Origin of the sequence: Enterobacter roggenkampii (assembly GCF_001729805.1) — a bacterium.
GTDB classification, from domain to species: Bacteria; Pseudomonadota; Gammaproteobacteria; order Enterobacterales; family Enterobacteriaceae; genus Enterobacter; species Enterobacter roggenkampii.
The window spans coordinates 1473646-1497982 of the sequence record NZ_CP017184.1; the positions used below are offsets into that span (position 1 = coordinate 1473646).

A 24337-nucleotide genomic window follows, 5' to 3' on the forward strand; every position below is an offset into this window, starting at 1 on the left:
AATTACTTCTGGAACCATTTTTTATAGATGGTTTCGTAGGTGCCGTCTTTCTTCACTTTTTCCAGCGCAGCGTTGAATTTCTGCTGCAGCTCAGTGTTGCCCTGACGAACGGCAATCCCCAGACCGGTACCGAAGTAGTCCTTATCGGTCACTTTGTCGCCCACTGGCGCCAGCTTGTCGTTGGCTTTCAGCCACTCGGTCACGACAGCGGTATCACCAAATACGCCGTCGATACGGCCATTCTGCAGATCCAGCTTCGCGTTCTGGTAGCTGTCATACGGAACGGTGGTGATTTCCGGATGCTTATCCATGATGAATTTCTGGTGCGTGGTACCGTTCTGCACGCCCACTTTTTTGCCTTTCAGCTGATCGACAGAGGTGAATTTGCCTTTCTGACCAATGAACAGGGCAGAGTTGTCATAGTAAGGGGTGGTGAACAGCACCTGCTTTTCACGCTCCGGGGTGATGTCCATACCGGCCATCACGGCGTCAATACGGCGGAACTTCAGGCTTGGGATCAGGCTGTCGAACGCCTGGTTGCTGAAGGTGCAGGTCGCATCGATCTCTTTACACAGGGCGTTAGCCAGGTCCACGTCAAAGCCAACAATTTTGTTGTTTGCATCAATGGATTCAAACGGAGGGTAAGAGGCTTCCGTGGCGAAACGAATGGTCTGAGCTGCGGTAGCGGAAAGGGTAACGCCAGCAAGCAGCACGGCAAGTAATACTTTTTTCATTATATTTCCCCTGACACAATCAATGAGATAAATAGTTTTTGAAGGCATCGGTTTGCGGGTTAGCGAAGCAGCTCGCATCACCTTGCTCAACGATATACCCGTTTTCCATGTACACCACACGGCTGGCGGTTTTACGCGCCACTTCCACTTCGTGGGTAACGATAACCTGCGTAATGTTGGTTTCCGCCAGCTCGCGAATAATGCTGACGATCTGAGCGGTGATTTCCGGGTCCAGCGCGGCGGTGGGTTCATCAAACAGCAGTACCGCAGGCTCCATCATCAGCGCACGGGCAATGGCCACGCGCTGCTGCTGACCACCGGACAGGTGCAGCGGGTAGCGGTCACTGTAGGGCTTAAGGCGCAGACGCTCCAGCAGCTTTTCGGCACGCGCGATGGCCTGATCTTTGCTTAAGCCCAGCACGCGGCACGGGGCTTCAATCAGGTTTTGCAGCACCGTCAGGTGCGGCCAGAGATTGTATTGCTGGAAGACCATGCCGACGTTTTGACGCAGCTCGCGTATCGCTTTATCAGACGGCGTCTTTGCGAAATCAAATTGGTTACCGGCAATTGCCAGCGTACCTGAACGAGGCATTTCAAGCAGATTAAGGACGCGCAGAAGGGAACTTTTGCCTGCACCGCTTGGGCCAAGCAAAACCAGCGTTTCGCCTTCCGGGCAGTTCAGCGTGATGTCAAACAGCGCCTGGTGTGCGCCGTAGAAGCAGTTAATGCCGTTTAGTTTAATACTCATCGGGGCAGTCTTTACTCATCCAGGCAATCTATAGCAATTGAGGCCGCAGATAGTACCGTTGACAGAATAGTTATGCAATATTTCTGCGTTAAAAGTTAAATATAACCCGTATTTCCTCTTAAACATAGCACAAAATAGCGAAGGGCAAAGGCGGTGAGTATAAATGTCGGCATTCCGCGAGAAATGCCGGACATTTTACGGGGGTAACATTTTTATCACTGATGAATCAGCGGTTCTCAATCGACTGGCGCAGCGTGCCGGCCGGGGCATGCACGCTGCCGCCCACGTAGCGTACGTCGTCCACCGCCCAGCACTGGCCTTCACGGATCATCAGCACTTCGTCCTGCCAGGTTTGGCTGCCCTGCGTCAGCTTCACGCGCAGCGGAATATTACGGGCATCCGTGTTCGGGATGGTTGACGCGCTGGCCACTTCGGCGCTGTCCGGCAGCGTGGTGCGGCTGGAGAACGGGTCGGATTTCAGCAGCGCGTTGTGCTGCGGATCGCGGGTGGCATCGTTAAGCAGTTTTGCCAGACCATCGCTCAGATACGGGCGCAGGCCGGTGAGGTCGTTGCTGCGGTGCTGAATCCGGTAATCATAGAACTGCTGCGCCACGGTGTTCGGGCCGCCCTCAATGCAGGGGCCGCTGCGGGTACCGATATCCTTAAAGGCTGGCGTGACCGTGGTGGTACAGGCGCTGAGCACCAGCGCGCAGGGCACTAAAAGTGTTAAAGCTGAATAGCGCATGTTGATTTCCTTATTTATTAACTATCCTTTCAATCATAGCGTAACGAACCGATAATGCTGTGCCTAAGGCATTGAACGCTAAAGAAGGAGAGAAACCATGCAGTTTTCAACAACGCCAACCCTGGAAGGACAGACAATAACCGAGTACTGCGGCGTGGTCACCGGCGAAGCGATTCTCGGCGCCAATATCTTCCGTGACTTTTTTGCCGGTATCCGCGATATCGTGGGTGGCCGCTCTGGCGCATACGAAAAAGAGCTGCGCAAAGCACGCGAAATCGCCTTTAAAGAGCTCGGCGAGCAGGCGGAAGCCCTCGGCGCGGATGCGGTCGTGGGAATCGATATTGACTACGAAACGGTCGGGAAAGACGGCAGCATGCTGATGGTGAGCGTAAGCGGTACGGCGGTGAAAACCCTGCGATGAGGCGTGCGTTTGCCACGCTCCTGCTGGCGCTGCTGCTGGCAGGATGCGTTACGGAAAAGGGGATTATCGATAAAGGTGCCTACGAGCTGGATACGCGTCATCAGGCGCAGGCGGCTTACCCGCGCATCAAGGTGCTGGTGATCCACTACACCGCGGATGATTTTGACAGCTCGCTGGCCACGCTGACGGATAAAAACGTTAGCTCTCACTATTTGATCCCTGCCAACCCCCCGGTGCCGGACGGCAAGCCGCGCATCTGGCAGCTGGTTCCCGAGAGCGAGCTGGCCTGGCATGCGGGCATTAGCTTCTGGCGCGGCACCAACCGGATTAATGATACGTCCGTGGGGATTGAGCTCGAGAACCGCGGCTGGCAAACGCGTGACGGCGTGAAAACCTTTACCCCGTTTGCGCCTGCGCAGATTGCAGCGCTGATCCCGCTTGCCAGGGACATTATTGCCCGCTATGACATTCAGCCGCAGAACGTGGTTGCCCATGCCGACATTGCCCCGCAGCGTAAAGACGATCCCGGCCCGCTGTTTCCGTGGCAGCAGCTGGCGCAGCAGGGGATAGGAGCCTGGCCCGATCCCGCGCGCGTGGCGTTCTATCTTAACGGGCGGCCGCGCTATCAGGAGGTCGAGCGCGGTGCGCTGCTTGATGTGCTGAAACGCTATGGCTACGAGGTGCCGGACAACGCCACGGAACAGCAGCAGAAGAGGGTGATCAGCGCGTTTCAGATGCACTTCCGCCCCGCGCTGTGGAACGGCGTGGCTGACGTAGAAACCCTGGCCATCGCCGAGGCGCTTTTAGAGAAGTACGGGCAAGGGTAGTCCTCAGGGCTGCCCCTGACCAGGCCGTATTACCTTAGTTTTTTTGAGATTAATCTTAAGTACATTCTCAATTCATTTTTAGTTAATTGACTTAAAAGTACCCTCATTTAAGATAGACGTATAGCTTGCTAAGTATTTATAAAAAATAACACCTGCATAGTGATTTTTATTATCACTTCTCCTTGAAGTTTTTTATCAGGATTATACGAATAGTTTCGGTGGTTCCATCGTGGCCATTTTTTATCTAAAATTTACATCTTAATTCGGGTATAACAATGTTAAGTATTTACGGCAGAAAATTACGTCCTCATCATGAAATAGAAAAAATCATTTCCGCAACGGAAGGATTTGAAGAAAAATCGTTAAAGAAATGGCAAAAAATTTCCACCGTCGATAATGAATTTATTCATATTATCGTCAGCGGTGAAGTGGAATTCCGCCGCGAATCCGACGAGCTCTGCTTGTTCGCCCTGCAGGGGCAGTGCATTTTTGGACTCTCTTCCATTTTTTATCATTCGTCCCATATGTATGGCCTGGTCCGCTCGAATACCGTGGTGCGTTCGATTCCGAAAAGCGTTTTCTCTCAACTGATGACCGAGAAAGGCTTGTGGCCTGAACTCACCAAGGTGCTGGCCTGGTATATCTGTCTCCTGAGCAAGCGCGATGACGTGCTGGTTGCCCGCAGCGCCTATTCTGTCGTGCGCGAATTTTTGCTGGAAATTAATGAACTGATTGTACATCATCAACGCGATATTAATGTTTATGATTATATTCAGGAATACACCAGCCTGGCGCGCAGTACGATTATAAAAATCCTCTCCGATCTGAAAAAAGGTCAATACATTGTAGTGGAAAAGGGTCGACTCCTTAATATCACCAACCTGCCTGAAAAATATTAACTATTCCAGCCGGTCTCCCTTTTTACTTAATGGAGACCGGGAACTTTCTTTATGTAATGCGCCCGCCTGAGTATTATCCTGCGTTTCGTCAACCGGCGGTGCGGGTATTTTCCCTTGCGAATAATCCTGCTCTTGTTCTTTTAACGCCTGCTTAAACAGTTCGGTTAATGATGCGTCGTCACCCTCCGTGCGGGGGGAGACGGCATCGTCGTGCGCTTCCGTTCCGGGGAGGGTATCCCGCGAGGTATCGTGCGGCACCGTGCCGTCAGGCATCTGCTGCCAGTCGGCGTCGTCGCTGTTAATCGGCAGATCCTGCATGGCAGGGACGTCGGCCTGCACCGGGACGGGTTTCGGGTGCGGATGCGGATGCGGGAACGGCTTGCTCACGTACACGTAGTGCATATCGGAAAGCTGCGTCTCAGGCTTCGCCACGTTCACTTTTTTTACCGGCTCCGGCGCAGGGTGGCGCAGTTGCCAGTATACGTGGGCGTACAGCCCCGCCATCAGCATGACGCAGAGGCTTAATATTCCTAAAAAGGCGTTAGAAGCGATTTTTCTCAGGCGGGGAATGCGGTACGAAAACCAGACCGCCTCCCCGGAAACGTAGCTGCGCTGAGCCGCAAGACAGATGGTAGACATTAGGAATGCTTCTCCTGCGTTTTCGCGTCCGGTGCGGCATGGGGGGTCTGAAGCAGCACGCTCGGCGTGGTGTTAGTGTCGCGCATCAACTGCATCAGCGTCTCTTCACCCGGGATACCGTCGACGCGCAGATGCATTTTTTGCTGGAACTCGCGGGTACGTTTCACCATCTCCGTCGTCCAGGTTTGAGCGTGGGTTTCCGGCTCGGCAAGGGCCTGGCTCAGCTGCTGATCCAGCCACCCCATGTCCTTCGCATCGCTGGTGGCGCTGATGGCGTCTTTGCCTTCCGGCGTCAGGCGGTGGAGCTGGGTATAATTGCCGGTGGCATGCTGGTTAAACCAGTGACGGCTTACCTGCCAGGTGCGGTTATTCATCAGCAGGTCGAGTGAGTTATCCCCGACGCGGGCGACCACGGCATAGTTAAGGTGGTTGCCGGTTTTCAGTTCACTCACCCACGGATATCCTTCCTGGGCCAGCGCGTCCGGTGAGGCATTTCCCTGCTTACACATCAGGTTCACCTTCGCGGCGTTCTGGCACAGGGCATCGTCCGCCGAGGCGTCATACCCCCACATCAGATAGAGCTGATGCATCGCATCCGGCTGATTAACCACCTCGTTGTCGATAGCCGGCACCACCGGCGCCTGCTCGATGGGCGTCTGCTGTTTCCAGTTCGCGGGCACCGGCAGTTGAATCGGAAGTCTTGCTCCGATCGAGGAGGTCAAATACCAGCCGCAGGCAGCGAACAGCACGGAGGCGAACAGCCCCACGGTAGCCAGGCGCATACCGTGTTTTTTCGCAGGCAGGATCTCACCGGCCGCCAGGCGCAGATGACGCGGGCTAACCTGTTCTGCACGTTCGGTCCAGGCTGCGAGCATCGACAGGTGCGCCAGCTCGTTCAGCTTGCTGATATTCCCTTTGGTCAGCGCATGCATTTTACGCACGCGCGCCGGGGTCAACGGCGAGTGCTCACACCCGTGCGCTTCACACTGCGCCTGAACGTAGCTGAGAAACTCCCGGCAGGTAAGGGGGCGCAGGGTGTGGCAGGTATGCGCATATTCACGCAGTTCAGACTGCTGCATCAGAACGGCTTCCCGATCCGCTGCACCCATCAGTACGACGGACAGACGAAACTCCAGCTCCTGCGCGCGCGTCAGCAGCAGAGCCAGCACCTCCCGACAGGTCTCTTTCATGGCATCGGTATGGCTAATCACCAGCACTTTCGTCCTGCTTTTTCCCCCCTGCCACTGGTGCAGGATGGCATCCACCGCCTGAAGCCGGTTTTTGCTCTCTTTCGTTCCCGGGTTGAGTTTATACAGCAGGCTACTGGCACTCAGTTTTGGAAACGCGTTGATGGCAACAACGTCAGGGGTTGCGGATTTCAGGGCGTCGCTGAACTGGCCCAGCAGCGGGGCATCGTCTGCAAAGAGCCCAATAATCCCCGCCTGTTGGGTTTTCTCTTTCAGCAGGTTGAAAATATCCTGGTGATACGGCACGAAGAAATCGCCCGAGGCGCGGGTAATTTTTCGAAAAGGCGGGTGATTAAATTTAAAATGACTCTGATACATAACGACTTACCGTCTCTGGGCATGAATAGCAATGGTCCAGAAAAGTACGGCAAGGGTGCGTCATGGTCAATTTACGGGCAGGGTAAAAATAACCTGTCGGCTACCTCTAACACTGGTTTTTTTGACGGTCAATCTTTTTCTTTATCAAAGTTAACGGCGAAGCAGGTGGTCGATTGTCAGGCCGCTAATTACTATTTATGTCACATATTGGCGCAGCATGACGCTGCTTATTTCCGCTTTGCTAAAGGCCAGATGAATAATGAGGCTCTCACTTTTTTCACGGTGGATAACGCCCTGTATTATGTTTGTATTGCTGATTTTTTGCGGTCAGCAAGGCTACGTCATTTTTAAAGATTATAAAAAAGTGACGAATAAACTCACGAACGCAGCGGCGAAACCGCAAAAAAAACGTCAGGAAGAAAAGACATTTTCACTTTTCACCGCCGCCGTGCGTCAGGACAACCTGCCAGCAGCCGGAAAAGCCCCGCTCGCTGCCGAAATTGAGGGGATCGTCCGCAGCGACGATGCCTGGTTGTCCTTCGCCGTGATCAAAACGCCGGGTGGTCAAAAGAGCTATCGCGAAGGCGAGGCGTTGACCGGTTTTAACGATGCCTTTATTCAGGAAATAAACAAAGACAATGTGGTGGTTAATTACGAAGGTGCTACGCAGGTACTGGCGTTAAATAAACCTGACTATTTTAAGGGCGGCGTTGACAGCGGCCCGGTAACCCAATCGACGAAAGATGCTGGTGCTGAAAGCGTGCATCTGGATGATTATCTGGTGTTAAAGCCACTTATCGAAAAGGGCCAGCTGGAAGGCTACAACATTAATCCAAGGAATGCCTCTGACTTCTACAGTCATGCCGGTCTGGAAAAAGGTGATGTGGCGGTAAAAGTAAATTCTGTCGATATGACCGATGCAGAAAAGGCAAAAGATATTATTGCCAACTGGTCGAAAATGAAAGAAGCGGAGGTCGTCGTCAGACGTCACGCTCACCTTGAAAATATTCGGGTCAATGTTCTAAACAATTAACAAGTGTACAGACATGAAGAAATTTCCTTGGGCGTGCGTGGCGCTGACCGCATTGTCGTTATATTCCAGTTCGCTGCTCGCAGCTAACTTTAGCGCCAGCTTTAAAAACACCGATATCCGCGAATTTATTGATACGGTAGGCCGCAATCTGAACAAAACCATTCTGGTCGACCCGTCCGTTCAGGGCACGGTGTCGGTCAGAACCTATAACGTGTTGACGGAAGACGAATATTACCAGTTTTTCCTGAGCGTGCTGGACCTGTACGGCCTGTCGGTGATCCCGATGGATAACGGCATGGTTAAAGTGGTGCGCTCGAGCATTGCCCGCACCGCCGGTGCGCCGCTGGCCGACGGTAAAAATCCGGGTAAAGGCGACGAGATCATCACCCGCGTGGTGCGCATGGAAAACGTGCCTGTTCGCGAGCTGGCGCCGCTGCTGCGTCAGCTCAACGATGCCACCGGCATCGGTAACGTGGTCCACTTTGAGCCGTCCAACGTCCTGCTGCTAACCGGTAAAGCTTCGGTGGTGAACCGCCTGGTGGATCTGGTCCAGCGCGTGGACAAAGACGGTATTCAGCGTCGTGAAATCGTGCCGCTGCGCTTTGCGTCCGCCAAAGAGCTCTCGGAGATGTTGAATAACCTCAACAACGAAGAGCAGAAAGGGCAGAACGCGCCGCAGCTGGCGACCAAAGTGGTGGCCGATGACGAAACCAACAGCCTGGTGATCAGCGGTTCGGAAGATGCGCGCGCGCGGACCCGCTCCCTGATCCATCAGCTGGATCGCGAGCAGAACAACGAGGGGAATACCCGCGTCTTCTATCTCAAGTATGCCAGCGCCACCAAGGTGGTGCCGGTACTCACCGGCATCGGCGAGCAGCTGAAGGACAAGGCCGGCGCGCCGAAGTCGAAAACTGCGCCAGCGTCCAGCGATCTGAACATTACCGCCGACGAAGCAACCAACTCGCTGGTGATTACCGCCCAGCCTAACGTGATGAACTCCCTTGAGAAGGTGATCGACAAGCTCGACATCCGTCGTCCGCAGGTGCTGGTGGAAGCCATCATCGCGGAAGTGCAGGACGGGAACGGCCTGGATCTCGGCGTGCAGTGGACCAGCAAGCACGGCGGCGTGCAGTTCGGCTCCACCGGCCTGCCAATCAGCCAGATTAAAAATGGCACCATGAAAGGGGCAAGCTTCACTGGCCTGGCGACCGGCTTCTTTAACGGTGATTTTGGTGCGCTGGTGACTGCGCTTTCCACCGACGGCAAAAATGACATCCTCTCCACGCCAAGCGTGGTCACGCTGGATAACAAAGAAGCGTCGTTCAACGTGGGCCAGGATGTGCCGGTACTTTCCGGTTCGCAAACCACCAGCGGTGATAACGTCTTTAACTCCGTTGAGCGTAAGACGGTCGGTACCAAGCTGAAAATTGTGCCGCAGATTAACGATGGCGACATGATCCATCTGAAGATTGAGCAGGAAGTCTCCAGCGTCGACAACAGCGCGACGGAAGACTCCAGCCTCGGCCCGACCTTCAATACGCGCACGATCAATAACGAAGTGATGGTCCACAGTGGCCAGACGGTGGTGCTTGGCGGTCTGATGGAAAATGTGACCAAACAGTCCGTGTCCAAAGTGCCGCTGCTCGGCGATATCCCGCTGGTCGGTCAGCTGTTCCGCTACACCTCCCAGGATACCTCCAAGCGCAACCTGATGGTGTTCATTCATACCACCGTTCTGCGTGACGACGACAACTACAGCGCGGCCTCGAAAGAGAAATATGACCAGATCCGGGTGCGCCAGATGCAGCGCGTGGAAGAGAAAAAGCTCGGTATTGTTGAGCCGAGCGACAATGCCGTCCTGCCCGCGTTTCCTTCAGCAAGCCCTCACGCCGCACCGGTGAAAACCCGCGCGACACGCAATCCGTTTAAAGAGTAAGGCGGAGGGGCAACGTGGACGAACTGAGTAAAACACTGTGTAGCAGCAGCTACGCAAAAGATAACGGCGTTCTGCTTTACAACAATGACGTCTATATCCGTGAGGACACCCCGGCGTTAGCACTGCTGGAAGTGCGCCGGGTGTTGGGCCGCGCGTTCGTCCCGGTTACTGTGACGCCGGAAGCGTTTGACGAGATGCTGGCCAAAATCTGGCAGCAGAGCAGCGGCGTTTCACAGCAGCTGGTGGACGACATGGATGCGGATATCGACCTGATGGCGTTAACCGAGGAGATCCCGGATAACGAAGATCTGCTTGATAACGACGAAAACTCGCCGGTGATCCGCCTGATCAACGCCATTCTCGGCGAGGCGGTTAAGGACGGCGCGTCGGATATCCATATCGAAACCTTTGAGCGCACGCTGAGCATTCGCTTCCGCGTTGACGGCGTGCTGCGCCCGGTGCTGCAACCGGCGCGTAAGCTCGCCCCGCTGCTGGTGTCGCGTATCAAGGTGATGTCGAAACTCGACATTGCCGAAAAACGTCTGCCGCAGGATGGCCGTATCTCACTGCGCATTGGCCGCAAGGCGATCGACGTGCGCGTCTCGACCATTCCGTCCCAGTACGGCGAGCGCGTGGTCATGCGCCTGCTCGATAAAAGCAATCTCAAGCCCGACATCAACAAGCTGGGCCTGATCGATGAAGAGCTGGAGAAGTTAAAAGGGCTGATTGAGCGCCCGCACGGCATTATCCTGGTCACCGGGCCGACAGGCTCCGGTAAAAGTACCACCCTGTACGCCATTCTTTCGGCGCTGAACGGTCACGAACGCAACATCCTGACCGTGGAAGACCCGATCGAATATGAGCTGGAAGGGGTGGGGCAGACGCAGGTTAACCCGCGCGTGGACATGACCTTTGCCCGCGGGCTGCGCGCTATTCTGCGTCAGGACCCGGACGTGGTGATGATCGGGGAAATTCGTGACGGTGAAACCGCGCAAATTGCGGTACAGGCGTCGCTCACCGGTCACCTGGTCATGTCTACGCTGCACACCAACAGCGCCGCCGGGGCGATTACGCGTCTGCGGGACATGGGGCTGGAGTCCTTTTTAATCGGTTCATCGTTGCTCGGTGTCATTGCCCAGCGTCTGGTGCGTCGGCTGTGTACGCACTGCCGGACCACCAGTCCGCTGGATGCCAATGAAAAAGCGCTGTTCAGCTTTATGGAGGCGCCGCCAAAAGCCATTTATCGCGCGGTGGGCTGTGAACACTGCCGCCAGAGCGGCTATCAGGGCCGTGCCGGTATTCACGAGTTCCTGGTGGTGGACAGCGCCATGCGCCGCGCCATTCATGAAGATAAAGACGAAATGTCCATTGAGACGCAGCTCTTTAAGCAGGCTTACAGCCTGCGCGAAAACGGGCTGCTGAAGGTGATTAGCGGCGTCACCTCGCTGGAAGAGGTGATGCGTGTGACCGCCGAGCGCGGGGGGATGCGTAATGGCCTTCTACGCCTGGACGGCGACGGATGTCGCAGGCAAAACCCAGCGCGGCACGCTGCAGGCCGAGGGGCAAAAGCAGGTTCGCCAGATGTTGCGCGAGCAAAAGCTGATGCCCGTCAGCATCAGCGAAACCCGTGAAGCGGCGTCTGCCGGAAAAGCAAAAACCGGAGCCAGGCTCTCCACGCCGGTGCTGTCGATGTTTACCCGTCAGTTATCCACGCTGGTCAACGCCGCACTGCCGCTCGAGAGCGCGCTGAAGGCGATCTCGAAGCAAACGGAAGACAAAAAGCTGGCGGCAATGGTGGTTGAGATCCGCGAGAAGGTGGTGGAAGGTCACACCCTGTTCGACGCCTTCAGCCAGTTCCCGCGCACCTTTGACAAGCTCTACTGCACGCTGGTGATGGCCGGTGAAAAAACCGGCCACCTTGGCGACGTGCTGGAGAAGCTAGCGGAGTACAACGAGCAGCGCCAGAAGATGAAGAGCAAGCTGACGCAGGCGATGGTCTACCCGATTACCCTCACCGTGGTCGCCATCGCGGTCATCAGCATTCTGCTGGTGGCGGTGGTGCCGCAGGTGATCGAGCAGTTCACCCACATGAAGCAGCAGCTGCCGATCACCACCCGCACGCTGATTGCGGTGAGCGATTTCCTGCAGGCGTACGGGATCTACATCGTGGGGATCCTCGGCGGCGGGTTTGTTGGTTTTAAGACCTGGCTCAGAAACGCCAAAAACCGTTTTCGCTGGCACAGCTGGCTGGTGAACGGCTCGCCGATTAAAAAGCTGGTGTGCGCGATCAACAGCGCCCGCTATATCCGCACGCTCAGCATCCTGCAGGCGAGCAGCGTGCCGCTGCTTGAAGGGATGTATATCGCGATGGACGGTATCGAAAACCTCTACGCCCGGCAGGTGCTGGAGCAGGCGGCGGATACCGTGCGTCAGGGGGCCTCGCTCTATGCCGCGCTGGAGCAGGCGAAATTATTCCCGCCCACCATGCTGTACATGATTGCCTCCGGCGAAGAGAGCGGCGAGTTAGGCAACTTAATGGACCGCGCGGCGGAAAACCAGGAGTCGGCGCTACAGCATCGTATTACGTTAACGCTCTCGGTATTTGAACCAGCGCTGGTGGTCTCCATGGCGACGATTGTTTTATTCATCGTGCTGTCAATATTACAGCCGCTTCTGCAACTTAATAATATGGTAGGTTAAATCATGGCTATAAAAACAAAACGTCTGGCTCGCCAGGCGGGGTTCACCTTGCTCGAATTAATGGTGGTGATCGTTATTCTCGGCGTTTTAGCGAGTATGGTGGTGCCCAATTTAATGGGTAATAAAGAAAAAGCGGACGCGCAAAAGGCGACCAGCGATATTGTTGCGCTCGAAGGCTCGCTGGATATGTATAAGCTCGATAACCACCGCTACCCAACGACCGAGCAGGGTCTGCAGGCGCTGGTGACCAAGCCTGAGATCGCGCCTATTCCCAACGGCTACCGCGCCGACGGCTATATTCGCCGCCTGCCGCAGGATCCGTGGGGCAACGATTATCTGCTCGTCAGCCCGGGTGAACACGGCGCCGTAGACGTCTTCTCTGCCGGTCCTGATGGCGAAGCCAACACCGCAGACGATATTACGAACTGGTCTCTGGATAAGAAAGAGAAATAATGAAGAATCAACGCGGCTTTACGTTGCTGGAAATTATTCTGGCGCTGGTGATATTTGCCAGTTGCGCCATGATGGTTGTCTCAACAATACCCTCACGCAGCGGTGCGGATATATTTGGTCAGCAATTAAAAGCCCTCGTTGATTATGGTTCAGACCGCGCGGTCATGGACGGAAATATTGTCGGGCTGGTGATCGCTACCGATAAATATCAGCTGGTCACGCTCGACGATAAAAACGGCGAACGTCACTGGGTGCCGTTATCCGCCGGCCGTATTACCACGAAGGGCGATTTCCCGGAAGAGATGCACGTGTCGCTCTCGCCTCAGCGTCTGGCGGCTAACGTCGAGGCCGACCCCCAGATCCTCTTTCTGCCGGACGGTGAGATTGGCCGTTTTACGCTGACGCTGCAAAGTTACGACAAACAGCATCACTTCCGCGTGGTGTCGCAGGGCGCGGCCCCGGTTTCGGTAGAGAACGATGACTAAAGGCAAGGTTAAGCAGAACGGGATGACGCTCCTGGAGGTGATGGTGGCGCTGGTCATTTTCTCCACCGCCGCGCTGGCGCTGATGAATTCTGTCTCCCTGAACGTGCGCTTCACCCACGGGCTGGCCGAAACGCTGCAGGCCAGCTGGGTTGCAGAAAATCAGCTGGCTGAAGCCCAGCTTAGCAAAACCGATTTTCCCGATGCCGAGGAGCAGGGGACGGAAATCATGGGGGGGCGCAGCTGGTACTGGCATAAGCAGCGGGTGAAAACCGCCAATAGCGGTTGGGCCAATGCCATCCGCGTTTACGCCGAAGGCGATAAAAGCCAGCCGGTCATTTCGCTTCAGATCATTGGGCCGGGAGAAGAGAGCAAGTGAAGACGAGTCGACGCCAGCGCGGTTTTACCCTGCTGGAGATCATGATTGCGCTGACCATTTTTGCGGTCATCAGCACCCTGGCCTGGCAAATTCTCGACGGCGCGATGCGCACCAGTTCGGCAACCGATACCCGCGCGGCGAAGCTTAATCAGCTTCAGCGTGCCTGGAGCCTGATGGAGCGCGATTTTTTCCAGCTGCAGGCGCGGGCGCCGCGCAACGCGCCGGATCTGTTTTTACAGGATGGCGATGCCGTGGAATTTACCACGCTGAACGGCGTGAGTGGCACGGTCCAGCTGGAGCGCGTGCGCTGGCGGCTGGAAGAAGGGCGTCTGTATCGCGACGTCTGGCCGGTGATTGACAGCCCGGCGGACGTCAAACCCGATGAAGTGCCTATCGTCAGCGAGGTGAAAGCGATGCAATGGCGGTTTTATCACCAGGGCTGGCAAAAAAGCTGGGGTGACTCTGCCCATCTGCCAGACGGCGTGGAGCTTACGCTGACCATGGAAAATGGCGACACCTGGCGCTGGGTGTTTACCACGCCGGGAGAGATACCAGAAGCGGCGGCACCGGCGGCAGAAAACGCGCCTGCCCCGCAAAATGCGCCTGCGCCGGACGTGAAGCCATGAGCCGGGTCCATCAGCAACGCGGTGTTGCCCTGCTGGTTGTACTGATCCTGTTGGTCATGATGTCGGCCCTGGCGGCCAAAATCAGCCAGCAGTTCTGCCGTAATTTGCAGAAAACCCACTATCAGGTGAGCCAGCAGCAGCTGCGCTGGGCAATGCAGGCGCAGGAAAAAGTGGTGAAAGACCGGTTGCAGAACGACGCCAGCGGCGAGAGCAAACCGCTCGACCCGGCGGGCGACTGGCACCAGCCGCTGGAGACGCAGGGTGAAGACTATACGGTGGTCAGCCAGGTCGACGACGCGCAGGACTGCTTCAACGTCAATAACCTGCTGGCCGCAGACAAAGTGGCTCAGGATCAAAATGCGTCAACCGTGCCGGAAAAACCGCGAAAAGAGAAGATTGTCGAGCAGATCCTGACGGACGGCGGCATCAGCCAGACGGCGGCGGAAGAAATTTATCAGCAGTTGGTGGATTATCTCGACGGCGACGCCACGACGGTGAAAGAGGGCGCGGAGATGGACGCCTGGTCTGGCGTAGTGCCGGCGCGTCAGCCTGCGAATCAGATGATGCGCACCCTTGCCGAGATCAAGCTGCTGCCGGCGTTTCCTGCTGCAGCGTACCCGAAAGTGAGCAAGCTCTTATGCGCGCTGCCGGACTCGGCCAGCAAGGTGGATGTCAATACTCTGACGCCGGAGCAGGCGCCCTTACTGGCAGCCCTGTTCCCGGGAAAACTCACCGCGGAAGATGCCGTACGCCTGATTGCGTCGCGGCCGGAAACCGGCTGGGAAAGTATGGACGTCTTCAGCAAAGCGCTGGAACAGGCCTTCCCGCAGTTGAAGGAAGAGTTGCCGCAGGTGGCCGGGCTGCTCTCCATCAACAGCCGGTATTTTCGCGTCAACTACACCGGCAATACCGATGAGTTAACGCTTCGCGTGGTGAGCCAGCTTCAGGTGAATAACGAAGCCGGTGAAATTGTGACGTGGCAACGTCGTTACCGAATGATTGAATAAGAAAAGTAGAACGCTATGAAACAGGTCCTTTTTGTTCGTCCCGACAGCCGTGAGGACGGGAAAATCATGTGGTGTGAGTCGGGAAGCGAACAGGTTACAACCCTGGACACCCCGCAGGCGCTGCATACCCTTGCCGACCATCCTCTTGCTGCGCGCGTGTGTCTGCTGCTGCCCGCCAGTGAGATGATCTTCCGCCACTTTACGCTGCCGAAGAAAATGGCGTCGCAGGCGACCGCCTTCTCGTGGATGGCGGAGGAGACTCTGATTGGTGAGGTGGACGATCTCCACTGGACGGTGCTGAACAAAAAAGGCGCCGAGGTGGACGCCGTGGCGATAGATTCCGCCCGCCTGCAGCAGTGGCTGACCCGCTTTCACGAGGCGGGGCTGAAGGTCATTCAGGTCCTGCCTGACGCCTGGCTGCTGCCGGTCACGGCGGGTGGAAGCACGCTGGTTGCGCGGGAAGAGAACTACTGGTTGCGCTTGTCGCCGCATATCGCCTGTAACGTTGAGGTTGGCCTGTTGCCGCTGCTGATGCAAAAAGCCGGAGAGGGCGAGGTCCGCTGCTACGGGGACATCCCGCCAGGCATTGAGGTTGACGAACAGCTGGCGGCAGAACATCCGCTGGTGCTGATCCAGCCGCAGTGGCGGGCGTGCCGCGTCAACGTGCTGCACGGTGCGTTCAGCGCGAAAGCGACCAGCGCGAGGGCGGCGAAAGGGATGAAGGCCGCCATCGCGGTGATGGGGCTTCTCTCTCTGGGCCTGCTGCTCGGCCCCCGCATCACCCTGGCGTGGATGCTGGCAGATCGGGAAAATCAGGTGCAGCAGGAGATGGTCGAGCTTTATCAACACCATTTTCCGAGTATGCGTCATCAGACCAACCTTAAGTACCATTTTGGACAGAACATCAAGAAGCAGCCAAAAGGCATTTTTTTGCAGATGGACGAACTGGAAAAGATCCGTCAGTCCGTTCCGTCGATGGAAATTACGCTGTTTGAATATGACGACACGCAGGGAGCTCTGACATTAAGCGTGAGTGCGCAAAACGCGCAGGCATTACAGGAATTCATTCATCAGGCCAGCCCGAATTTTGATTTTACGTTACAGCCTATTTCAAAGGACGCGCCGTATACGGCCATGATTACAGGGAAATATAAATGAAAGCGCGAATTGCACAGTTTACATCTCGTTATCAACAATACAGCACCAGAGAAAAATTCATTTTAAAAATAGCGGCGGGAGCTTTATGCAGCGCCGTCATCTATTACGCAGGGATAATTCCCCTGGATAACATGATAAAAAATAGCCAGGCGACGCTGGCGCGACAAATTGAAACGGTAAACTGGATGAAAACAGAAATTGATAAAAATCATCTGCCGGTGCTACAGGTGAAAACCGATAATCCACGCAGCGTGGTGGAGAATAGCGCGCATGAAATCAACCTGACGCTGACCGATATTCGTCAGGACGGTCAGACTCTGGCCTTTGTCGTGAACCGGGTCAACGTGTATGAATTAAAAAACTGGCTGCGAGAGATGAACCTCGCGTCAGGCGTCAGGCTGGAGAAAATGAACCTCACGCCCGTGGATCACCTGAGCGACGTGAAGGCCGAAATCCAGCTGACCTGGAAAAAAGTGGCATGAACGGGCTGATACTCGTCCGGGAGAGTTATCCCGTCGGGTTTGCCGCGATGAGCGGCGTATTCGGCGCGATCCTGGGGAGTTTTCTCGGCGTTGTGGTGGATCGCGTGCCGGGGATGGTGCTAGAGGAGGAGAGCCGCAGCAACCTGCTTTTCCCGGCGTCACACTGTCCCGTCTGCCAGCATGCTCTGCGCGCATGGGAGAACATCCCGCTGCTGAGCTGGCTGGCGCTGCGGGGACGCTGTCGTTGCTGCAAGTCGCCGATTCCGCTGCGGTTATTTTTACTCGAGCTGTTGACGGCGGTGTTCTTTGCCCTCACCGCCCGGTGGATACCGGACTTAGCATCCCTTTTCTCGCTGTGGGTGCTGGCGGCCTTTCTGCTGCCGCTGGCGATGATTGACGGACAGCACCAGCTGCTGCCCGACTGCCTGACGCAGCCGCTGCTCTGGGCCGGGCTGCTGTTCCACGCCTTCAGCCACGGGCTGCTCCTGCGTGATGCGCTGCTCGGCGCGGTGGCAGGCTATCTTTCGCTCTGGCTGGTGTACTGGGCGTTTCGTCTGCTTACCCGTCGGGAAGGGCTGGGCTACGGCGATTTCAAGCTGCTGGCGGCGCTGGGCGCCTGGTGCGGCTGGCAGTCACTGCCTGCGATTGAATTAATTGCCGCATTAAGTGGCATAGTGGGCTATTTGCTATTAAATAAATCGAATAAAAATAACCAAACCATCGCTTTCGGACCTTATCTGGCTTTTGCTGGAATAGCGCTCTATACCTGCCAGCTATTTGTGAATACCTATTAAATAACCGGGTCAAGTTTTTTTATCAATATTTTCGACGAGGAAAGAGAAGGACGACCTTTTATCCTCAGTGTATCGTAAAAGGCATAAGCTACACGGATTTTTAGCTTGTATCTTTTAATGGAGGAATACAACGCGTCTTTAAGGTTTGGATAACGGCTGTCTGCGTATTTAAAAACGCACTATGTGAATATCATTCCATGTTCTAAAGGAAGACATGGATCAATTTCGTTTACGAATAAATTTATCAGGAAAGAAAAATGAAATTTATTAAGCCTAAATATCTGGCGCTCTTTATTGCAGCGGCAACCGGTTCTGCATTCGCTGCTGCGCCAGGTGCGCCGACCATCGGCTCCGGCAATGACAAATTTGCGCTGGTCGAGGTGGATCAGGCCGCGCAGGATTACAACAGCCTCGTCAAGGTACATAACGACGGCGTGGATGTGAAAGTCGAGTGGAACGTGTGGAGCGGCGACGCGCCAACGTCTGCAAAAGTGCTGCTGGATGGTAAAACCGTGTGGACCGGCGCAGCTGGTGCAAGCGGCTCAGCCACCTTTAAAGTGAAAAAGGGCGGACGTTATCAGGAGCAGGTGGAAGTCTGTAATGCCAGCGGCTGTACCAAAAGCGCCAGCAAGCTGATCATCGTGGCGGACACCGACGGCAGCCATCTGCTGCCGCTGAACGCGCCGCTGCAGGAGAACAACAAAACGTTCGCCAAACATACTGATAAAGTGGTTGCGGCGTATTTCCCTGAATGGGGCGTTTACGATCGTAACTTCCCGGTTGATAAAATCCCGGCAGCTAACCTTAACCACATCCTCTATGGCTTCATTCCAATCTGTGGCGGCGACGGCATCAACGATGGCCTGAAAACCGTTGAAGGCGGTAACAGCTTCTCCGTACTGCAGCGCGACTGCGCGGGCCGTCCGGACTATACCGTCGCCATTCACGATCCGTGGGCTGCGCTGCAAAAACCGCAGTCTGGCGTCTCCAACTGGGACGACCCGTACAAAGGTAACTTTGGCCAGCTGATGGCGCTGAAAAAAGCGCATCCGGACCTGAAAGTGCTGCCATCCATCGGTGGCTGGACGCTGTCCGATCCGTTCTTCCACATGGGCGACCCGGCAATCCGTGCCCGCTTCGTCTCCTCTGTGAAAGATTTCCTGCAGACCTGGAAGTTCTTTGACGGTGTGGATATCGACTGGGAATTCCCTGGCGGCGGCGGCGTGAGCGAACACCTGGGTAACCCGCAGCAGGATAAAGCGACGTATACCGCCCTGATGCATGACCTGCGCACCATGCTGAACGAGCTGTCTGCACAGACTGGCCGTACCTATGAACTGACCAGCGCCATCGGTGCGGGCCGCGATAAGATTGAAGACGTGGATTACACCGCTGCTCAGCAGTACCTCGACCACATCTTCCTGATGAGCTATGACTTCTACGGTGGCTGGAGCAACACCGAGCTGGGCCACCAGGCCGCACTGCGCGCGCCGTCATGGCGTCCGGACACAAACTACACCACCGAGAACGGCGTGGACGCGCTGCTTGCTCAGGGCGTACAGCCAGGCAAGATCGTGGTGGGTGCGGGCATGTATGGCCGCGGCTGGACTGGCGTGCATGGCTACACCGGTGACAATCCATTCACGGGTACCGCAACCGGTATGGTGAAAGGTACCTGGGAACCTGGCGTGGTCGACTACCGTCAGATCGTTAACGAGTACAAAGGCAAGCCTGGCTGGGAATATGGTTACGACGCGAATGCTGAAGCGCCATATGTCTTCAATAAGTCTACCGGCGACCTGATCACCTATGAAGATGCACGCTCTACCGCCGCTAAAGGCAAGTATGTGCTGTCGAAAAACCTGGGCGGACTCTTTGCCTGGTCTATTGACTCTGATACCGGCGACATCCTGAACGCGATGAACGAAAGTCTGCTGGGCGGTTCTACCCCGGTCGATCCGGTCGTCACCAACCATGCGCCAATCGCGTCTTCTGCGGATCAGAACGTCTCTGGCCCGGCAACCGTCACGCTTGATGGTTCTGCTTCCAGCGATCCAGACGGCGATGCGATTACCTACAAATGGACCCAGGTTTCTGGCCCATCTGTGACTCTCTCCAACAGCACCAAAGCGAAAGCCACCTTCAACGTTGCGGCAGCGACCAGCGATCAGACCATGGTGTTCCGCCTGACGGTTACGGATGCTAAAGGCCTGAGCAACGCCATTGATGTGCAGGTTGTGAATAAAGCGCCAAAAGCTAACCAGGCGCCAGTCGTGAACGCAATGGAGGCAGTGACGCTGCAGGCAGGAGAAACCTATGCTCTGCACGCGCAGGCTGTGGATCCAGACGGTGATGCGATGACCTTCTCCTGGAGCGTGCCAGCGGATATGCATGCAACCGGTACCGATACCGCGAACGTGACGATTACTGCACCAGACGTTGCCACCACGTCTACCTATACGCTGAGCGTAGTTGTAGGCGACGGCAAAACCAGCGTGCAGTCTAACGTGCAGGTTACCGTGAATCCGAAACCGGCTGACGTTACACCGCCGTCTGATGAGGTTACACCTCCGTCTGATGACGTAACGCCACCCTCTGATGAAGTTACGCCTCCGTCTGATGACGTGACCCCGCCATCTGACGAAGGGTCTGCAACCGGTAGCTGCGATGCGCCTGTCGATGCTAACGCCAGCAAATATGCCGCGTGGGATGCCAGCAAAATCTACAACAGTGGCGATACCGTGAGCTTCGACCATCTGGTGTGGAAAGCGAAGTACTGGACGCAAGGCAACCAGCCTGGCTTCGGTGTGGATGCCTGGGAGCTGGTCAGCAACGTGAAGATGAACTGGCGTTCTGACCTGGTTTATAACGGCGGCGAAACCACAACCTACCAGGGTAACGTTTACCGTGCCAAATGGTGGACCCGCGGTGACAACCCGGCTAACAGCGATGTATGGGTGAAAGAAGGTCCTTCAACAGACTGCAAATAACCTTCTGAACCGTGGATTGCGGGAATGATATCAACCCGCAATAGTTGGTCACACCCCACTTCGGGTGTGACCAACACTTCAGAATTATCGCTAATGATGAGCGGAAAGAGGTTCAGTATTTAAAAAGCAGGTGCTCATGAAACGCGTGATTATATTTTTACTGCTGTTTAGTCAAAGCGTATTCGCGAACTGTTGGGATAACGCCGGACATTATTATCATGTCGATCCGTGGTTATTGTATGCAATTGCCAAAGTCGAATCCGGAATGAATCCCCACGCGGTAGGCTGGAACCACGACGGCACGCGTGACGTCGGGTTGATGCAGATTAACAGCTCACACTTCAGTGAGTTAGAACGTCAGGGTATTGATGAGAATCAGCTTATTAATGAGCCCTGTACCTCCATTATGGTCGGCGCCTCCATCCTGTCCGGGATGATAAACGTGTATGGCTATAACTGGGAAGCGGTGGGCGCGTATAACGCCGGATTGAAAAAAGAAAATTATCCGCAGCGCATGCGTTATGCCCATAAAGTGTGGGCGAAGTATCAGCAAATAAAATCGGGTAAATAACCGTAGCATTATTTTTATTTTTTGAAGAATTCCTTTCGGTGTTCTTCAGAAAATGAAAAAGAACCACACTCTCTGGCTTATTTATTAAGGGAGTAATACATAAGCCGGGAATGTACTCACCCTAGTTGCTTAAATACAGGATTATTTGAAATGACGAAAAGGACATTACTGAGCGTTCTCGTGGCGGGGGCATGTATTGCACCCTTTATGGCCCAGGCTGCATCACTGCAGGCGGCCAGCAGTGAGCCGTACACCATGAAAGCCAGCGATCTGGCGAAAAAGGAAAAAGAGCTGACCAATTTCCCGCTGATGGTTTCGGTGAAGGATACCATTGCGACCCTGGACAATAGCCTCGTTGAGCAGATTGAGCCAGGTCGTGCCTCGAACCCTGACAACGTCAAGCGCGTTGAAGGGATCGTGAAGGCCAGCGACTGGGAATATCTCTTCCCGCTGCGCGCTCAGTCTTATACCTACAGTAACTTCCTGAAGGCTGTTGGTAAATTCCCGGCACTGTGTAAGACCTATAACGATGGTCGCGACAGCGACGCCATCTGCCGCAAAGAGCTGGCGACCATGTTCGCCCACTTTGCGCAGGAAACCGGAGGCCATGAGAGCTGGCGTCCAGAAGCCGAGTGGCGTCAGGCTCTGGTTCACGTCCGTGAAATGGGGTGGACCGAAGGCCAGAAAGGCGGCTATAACGGCGAATGTAACCCTGACATCTGGCAGGGACAGACCTGGCCATGCGGTAAAGACAAAGACGGCGACTTCGTAAGCTACTTTGGCCGCGGCGCGAAGCAGCTGTCTTACAACTACAACTACGGTCCGTTCTCTGAAGCGATGTTTGGCACCGTCCGCACCCTGCTCGACAAGCCTGAGCTGGTGGCGGATACCTGGCTGAACCTGGCGAGTGCGATCTTCTTCTTCGCCTATCCGCAGCCGCCAAAACCAAGCATGCTGCAGGTTATCGACGGCACCTGGCAGCCAAACGATCACGATAAAGCCAACGGCCTGGTTCCGGGCTTCGGCGTGACCACCCAGATCATCAACGGTGGCGTAGAGTGCGGCGGCCCAACCGAGATTGCCCAGTCTGAAAACCGCATCAAGTACTACAAAGAGTTCGCAAACTACCTGAAAGTGCCTGTTCCGGCGAATGAAGTGCTGGGCTGCGCCAACATGAAGCAGTTCGATGAAGGCGGCGCCGGCGCGCTGAAGATCTACTGGGAGCAGGACTGGGGGTGGAGCCCGGATACGCCGGATGGTAAGACCTACTCCTGCCAGCTGGTGGGGTACCAGACGCCGTTCAGCGCGTTCAAAGAGGGTGACTACACCAACTGCGTTAAGAAGTTCTATAACGTGAACATCATTAACGACGACGGCTCAGCCGTGACCCCAGGGGAAGACAAAACCCCTGCTGACACCACGCCGCCAGCGGATACGACGCCAGCGGAAGATACCACCCCTGTTGAACCGGCTACCGTGAATCACGCCCCTGTGGCGCAAATTGCGGGCCCAATCGGGGCGGTTGAAGCGGGTGCGCAGGTTTCCCTGAGCGCGGAAGGCTCCACTGACGCCGACGGTAACAAGTTGACCTACACCTGGCGTTCCCAGGATGGCCAGACCGTGACCGGTCAGGACAAAGCGGTGGTGACCTTCAAGGCACCAGAGTCTGCAACGGCTCAGCAGTACGAAATCGGCCTGACCGTCAGCGATGGTGAACTGACCAGCACCACGTCCTACCTGCTGAATGTGAAAGCGAAAGCCGAGTCTAAGGACGAAGGCACTTCCGGCTCTTACGCCGCGTGGAGCGCGAACAGCAAGTACAACGCAGGTGATATCGTGAACAACCACGGTAAACTGTTCCAGTGCAAACCGTTCCCGTACAGCGGCTGGTGTAACAATGCCCCGGCATACTACGAACCCGGCGCTGGCCTGGCGTGGGCTGATGCCTGGACGGCTCTGTAAAAGCAAACGGCAACCTTCGGGTTGCCGTTTTCGTATTTGCACCCTCTGTCTTTTACCGGGTGGCGCTGCGCTTACCCGGCCTACATGAGGCTAAGGGGCGAGGGGTCAGTACGGAGCCGTTGTAGGCCCGGTAAGGCGAAGCCGCCACCGGGCAAAAAGGCTAGCGATGCAGCTTCCCGTGATCCCGCAGCCACGCCGCCGTGCGCATAATCCCTTCATCCAGCGTCACAACCGGTTTATACCCCAGCTCATTCTCCGCCCGCGAAATATCTAGCGTGAAGTCAAAGTTGAGTTTAGAGACGCCGTAATGCGTCAGCGCAGGCTCTTTGGCTGTTTTACTGCCAAAGCGCTCCATGCTGCGGGCAATCATATCCAGCATTGGGTAGGGCACGGAACGGATACGGCAGTTGATCTGCAGCTCGTCGATCAGCCGCTGCACAATGCTGCGCAACGTGCAGGGTTCGCCGTTAGTGATGTTGTAGGCGCGACCGGAGATCAGCTTATCGCAGTCCGGCTGGCTGGCCAGCCACATGGCGTGAACGGCGTTTTCGTAGTAGGTCATATCCACAAGAGCATCGCCACCGCGCGGCAGCAGCACGCTGCCGTAATGGTGCATCATCTGCGCCAGACGCGGAATAAATACCTTATCGTGCGGCCCGAACAGGCTCTGCGGACGCAGGACCGTAAAGCGGGTGTGCGGGTTTGACTGCGCCAGCAGGTCGATGACCTCTTCGCTGGCCGCCTTGCTGCGGGCAAACTCGCAGGCAAAGCGAGCAGGGCGGAAATCTTCCTGCACGTCACGATGGTGGTGATAGTCGAAATAGAGTGACGGGGAGGAGATATGAATAAAGTTACGCACGCCCCAGGCAACGGCCCATTCCCCCAGACGACGGGTGGCCCGCACGTTGGCGAGATCGAAGGCTTCCTGGGTCCCCCACGGGGAGGTAAAACTGGAGCAGTGCCATAGCGTGTCGATACCGGCGAGCATCACCTTCGCCTGCGAGGAGACCAGCTCCGTCAGGTCGGCATGGACGAACTCTGCGCCCATTTTTTGCAGCAGCTTACCCATCGCTTCGTTGCGACCGGTAGCCCTGACGCTAATGCCCTTGTTGCGCAGAAATTCGACCGCATTTCGGCCTAAGCCGCTGGTCGCCCCGGTAACCAGTACCTTCATAGCTATCCACTG

General features: G+C 55.8%; 24 protein-coding genes and 1 pseudogene. 19 read left to right on the plus strand and 6 right to left on the minus strand.

The window, feature by feature from the left end; genetic code table 11:
• Positions 1-2: 2 nt before the first annotated feature.
• The 3 genes from artI to BFV67_RS06850 all read right to left on the minus strand — a co-directional run bounded on the left by artI (position 3) and on the right by BFV67_RS06850 (position 2227).
• A complete protein-coding gene (artI, locus tag BFV67_RS06840; RefSeq protein WP_008500032.1) occupies positions 3-734 on the minus strand; it encodes an arginine ABC transporter substrate-binding protein ArtI in 732 nt (243 codons plus the stop codon).
• A gap of 19 nt (positions 735-753) precedes the next feature.
• Positions 754-1482, minus strand: a complete 729-nt coding sequence (gene artP, locus BFV67_RS06845) for an arginine ABC transporter ATP-binding protein ArtP (RefSeq protein WP_069598045.1) — start codon at positions 1480-1482, stop codon at positions 754-756.
• A 226-nt stretch (positions 1483-1708) separates the two neighbouring features.
• Entirely contained in the window at positions 1709-2227 is a 519-nt protein-coding gene (locus BFV67_RS06850; protein ID WP_069598046.1) for a lipoprotein, read from the minus strand.
• A gap of 97 nt (positions 2228-2324) precedes the next feature.
• Here BFV67_RS06850 and BFV67_RS06855 point away from each other — a divergent pair, with 97 nt between their 5' ends.
• The 3 genes from BFV67_RS06855 (at position 2325) to BFV67_RS06865 (ending at position 4374) form a co-directional block, all read left to right on the plus strand.
• Positions 2325-2648, plus strand: coding sequence for a heavy metal-binding domain-containing protein (locus tag BFV67_RS06855; protein ID WP_008500028.1), 324 nt, complete (start codon positions 2325-2327; stop codon positions 2646-2648).
• Positions 2645-3475 (plus strand): N-acetylmuramoyl-L-alanine amidase, encoded by an 831-nt coding sequence (locus tag BFV67_RS06860; protein ID WP_069598047.1) that lies wholly within the window; start codon positions 2645-2647, stop codon positions 3473-3475. The genes BFV67_RS06855 and BFV67_RS06860 overlap by 4 nt, the downstream gene beginning before the upstream one ends.
• 275 nt (positions 3476-3750) lie before the next feature.
• A complete protein-coding gene (locus tag BFV67_RS06865) occupies positions 3751-4374 on the plus strand; it encodes a helix-turn-helix domain-containing protein (protein ID WP_021240918.1) in 624 nt (207 codons plus the stop codon).
• On the opposite strand, the gene BFV67_RS06870 is transcribed toward BFV67_RS06865, so the two are convergent.
• Entirely contained in the window at positions 4375-5013 is a 639-nt protein-coding gene (locus BFV67_RS06870; protein WP_063435798.1) for a hypothetical protein, read from the minus strand.
• On the minus strand, positions 5013-6578 hold the full coding sequence (locus BFV67_RS06875; RefSeq protein WP_069598048.1) for an ExeA family protein: 1566 nt from the start codon (positions 6576-6578) through the stop codon (positions 5013-5015). The genes BFV67_RS06870 and BFV67_RS06875 overlap by 1 nt, the downstream gene beginning before the upstream one ends.
• Here BFV67_RS06875 and BFV67_RS24140 point away from each other — a divergent pair.
• From BFV67_RS24140 to BFV67_RS06950, 16 genes and pseudogenes are all read left to right on the plus strand, one after another.
• Positions 6564-6929, plus strand: coding sequence for a hypothetical protein (locus BFV67_RS24140; protein WP_126287221.1), 366 nt, complete (start codon positions 6564-6566; stop codon positions 6927-6929). The two genes, BFV67_RS06875 and BFV67_RS24140, sit on opposite strands and share 15 nt — an antisense overlap.
• Complete coding sequence (gene gspC, locus BFV67_RS06880; RefSeq protein ID WP_069598049.1) at positions 6880-7611, plus strand: type II secretion system protein GspC; 732 nt, start codon at positions 6880-6882, stop codon at positions 7609-7611. The genes BFV67_RS24140 and gspC overlap by 50 nt, the downstream gene beginning before the upstream one ends.
• A gap of 13 nt (positions 7612-7624) precedes the next feature.
• Positions 7625-9547, plus strand: coding sequence for a type II secretion system secretin GspD (gspD, locus tag BFV67_RS06885; protein ID WP_023343662.1), 1923 nt, complete (start codon positions 7625-7627; stop codon positions 9545-9547).
• Positions 9548-9561: 14 nt separating this feature from the next.
• A pseudogene (gspE, locus tag BFV67_RS06890) lies at positions 9562-11031 on the plus strand (type II secretion system ATPase GspE); the annotation flags it as partial.
• 7 nt (positions 11032-11038) lie between these two features.
• Entirely contained in the window at positions 11039-12247 is a 1209-nt protein-coding gene (gspF, locus tag BFV67_RS06895) for a type II secretion system inner membrane protein GspF (RefSeq protein ID WP_023343664.1), read from the plus strand.
• A 3-nt stretch (positions 12248-12250) separates the two neighbouring features.
• Positions 12251-12700 (plus strand): type II secretion system major pseudopilin GspG, encoded by a 450-nt coding sequence (gene gspG, locus BFV67_RS06900; protein ID WP_008500018.1) that lies wholly within the window; start codon positions 12251-12253, stop codon positions 12698-12700.
• On the plus strand, positions 12700-13185 hold the full coding sequence (gspH, locus tag BFV67_RS06905) for a type II secretion system minor pseudopilin GspH (RefSeq protein ID WP_008500017.1): 486 nt from the start codon (positions 12700-12702) through the stop codon (positions 13183-13185). The genes gspG and gspH overlap by 1 nt, the downstream gene beginning before the upstream one ends.
• Positions 13178-13561 carry a type II secretion system minor pseudopilin GspI gene (gene gspI / locus BFV67_RS06910; protein ID WP_023292909.1) on the plus strand — a complete coding sequence of 128 codons (384 nt, stop codon included), beginning with the start codon at positions 13178-13180 and terminating at the stop codon, positions 13559-13561. Before gspH ends, gspI begins: the two co-directional genes overlap by 8 nt.
• Positions 13558-14187: a type II secretion system minor pseudopilin GspJ gene (gene gspJ, locus BFV67_RS06915; RefSeq protein WP_025912913.1), complete on the plus strand. Its 630-nt coding sequence runs from the start codon at positions 13558-13560 to the stop codon at positions 14185-14187. Before gspI ends, gspJ begins: the two co-directional genes overlap by 4 nt.
• Complete coding sequence (gene gspK, locus BFV67_RS06920) at positions 14184-15194, plus strand: type II secretion system minor pseudopilin GspK (protein ID WP_069598050.1); 1011 nt, start codon at positions 14184-14186, stop codon at positions 15192-15194. The genes gspJ and gspK overlap by 4 nt, the downstream gene beginning before the upstream one ends.
• 15 nt (positions 15195-15209) lie before the next feature.
• A complete protein-coding gene (gene gspL / locus BFV67_RS06925) occupies positions 15210-16352 on the plus strand; it encodes a type II secretion system protein GspL (RefSeq protein WP_059358973.1) in 1143 nt (380 codons plus the stop codon).
• Complete coding sequence (gspM, locus tag BFV67_RS06930) at positions 16349-16834, plus strand: type II secretion system protein GspM (protein ID WP_021240906.1); 486 nt, start codon at positions 16349-16351, stop codon at positions 16832-16834. The genes gspL and gspM overlap by 4 nt, the downstream gene beginning before the upstream one ends.
• Complete coding sequence (locus BFV67_RS06935) at positions 16831-17628, plus strand: prepilin peptidase (RefSeq protein WP_069598051.1); 798 nt, start codon at positions 16831-16833, stop codon at positions 17626-17628. Before gspM ends, BFV67_RS06935 begins: the two co-directional genes overlap by 4 nt.
• A gap of 257 nt (positions 17629-17885) precedes the next feature.
• Complete coding sequence (locus BFV67_RS06940; protein ID WP_008500009.1) at positions 17886-20618, plus strand: glycosyl hydrolase family 18 protein; 2733 nt, start codon at positions 17886-17888, stop codon at positions 20616-20618.
• Positions 20619-20754: 136 nt separating this feature from the next.
• Positions 20755-21189 (plus strand): type III secretion system invasion protein IagB, encoded by a 435-nt coding sequence (iagB, locus tag BFV67_RS06945; protein WP_008500008.1) that lies wholly within the window; start codon positions 20755-20757, stop codon positions 21187-21189.
• A gap of 150 nt (positions 21190-21339) precedes the next feature.
• Positions 21340-23151, plus strand: a complete 1812-nt coding sequence (locus BFV67_RS06950) for a chitinase (RefSeq protein WP_008500007.1) — start codon at positions 21340-21342, stop codon at positions 23149-23151.
• A gap of 160 nt (positions 23152-23311) precedes the next feature.
• Here BFV67_RS06950 and BFV67_RS06955 read toward each other — a convergent pair whose 3' ends face one another.
• Complete coding sequence (locus BFV67_RS06955) at positions 23312-24325, minus strand: NAD-dependent epimerase/dehydratase family protein (RefSeq protein WP_008500006.1); 1014 nt, start codon at positions 24323-24325, stop codon at positions 23312-23314.
• Between the last annotated feature and the right edge of the window lie 12 nt (positions 24326-24337).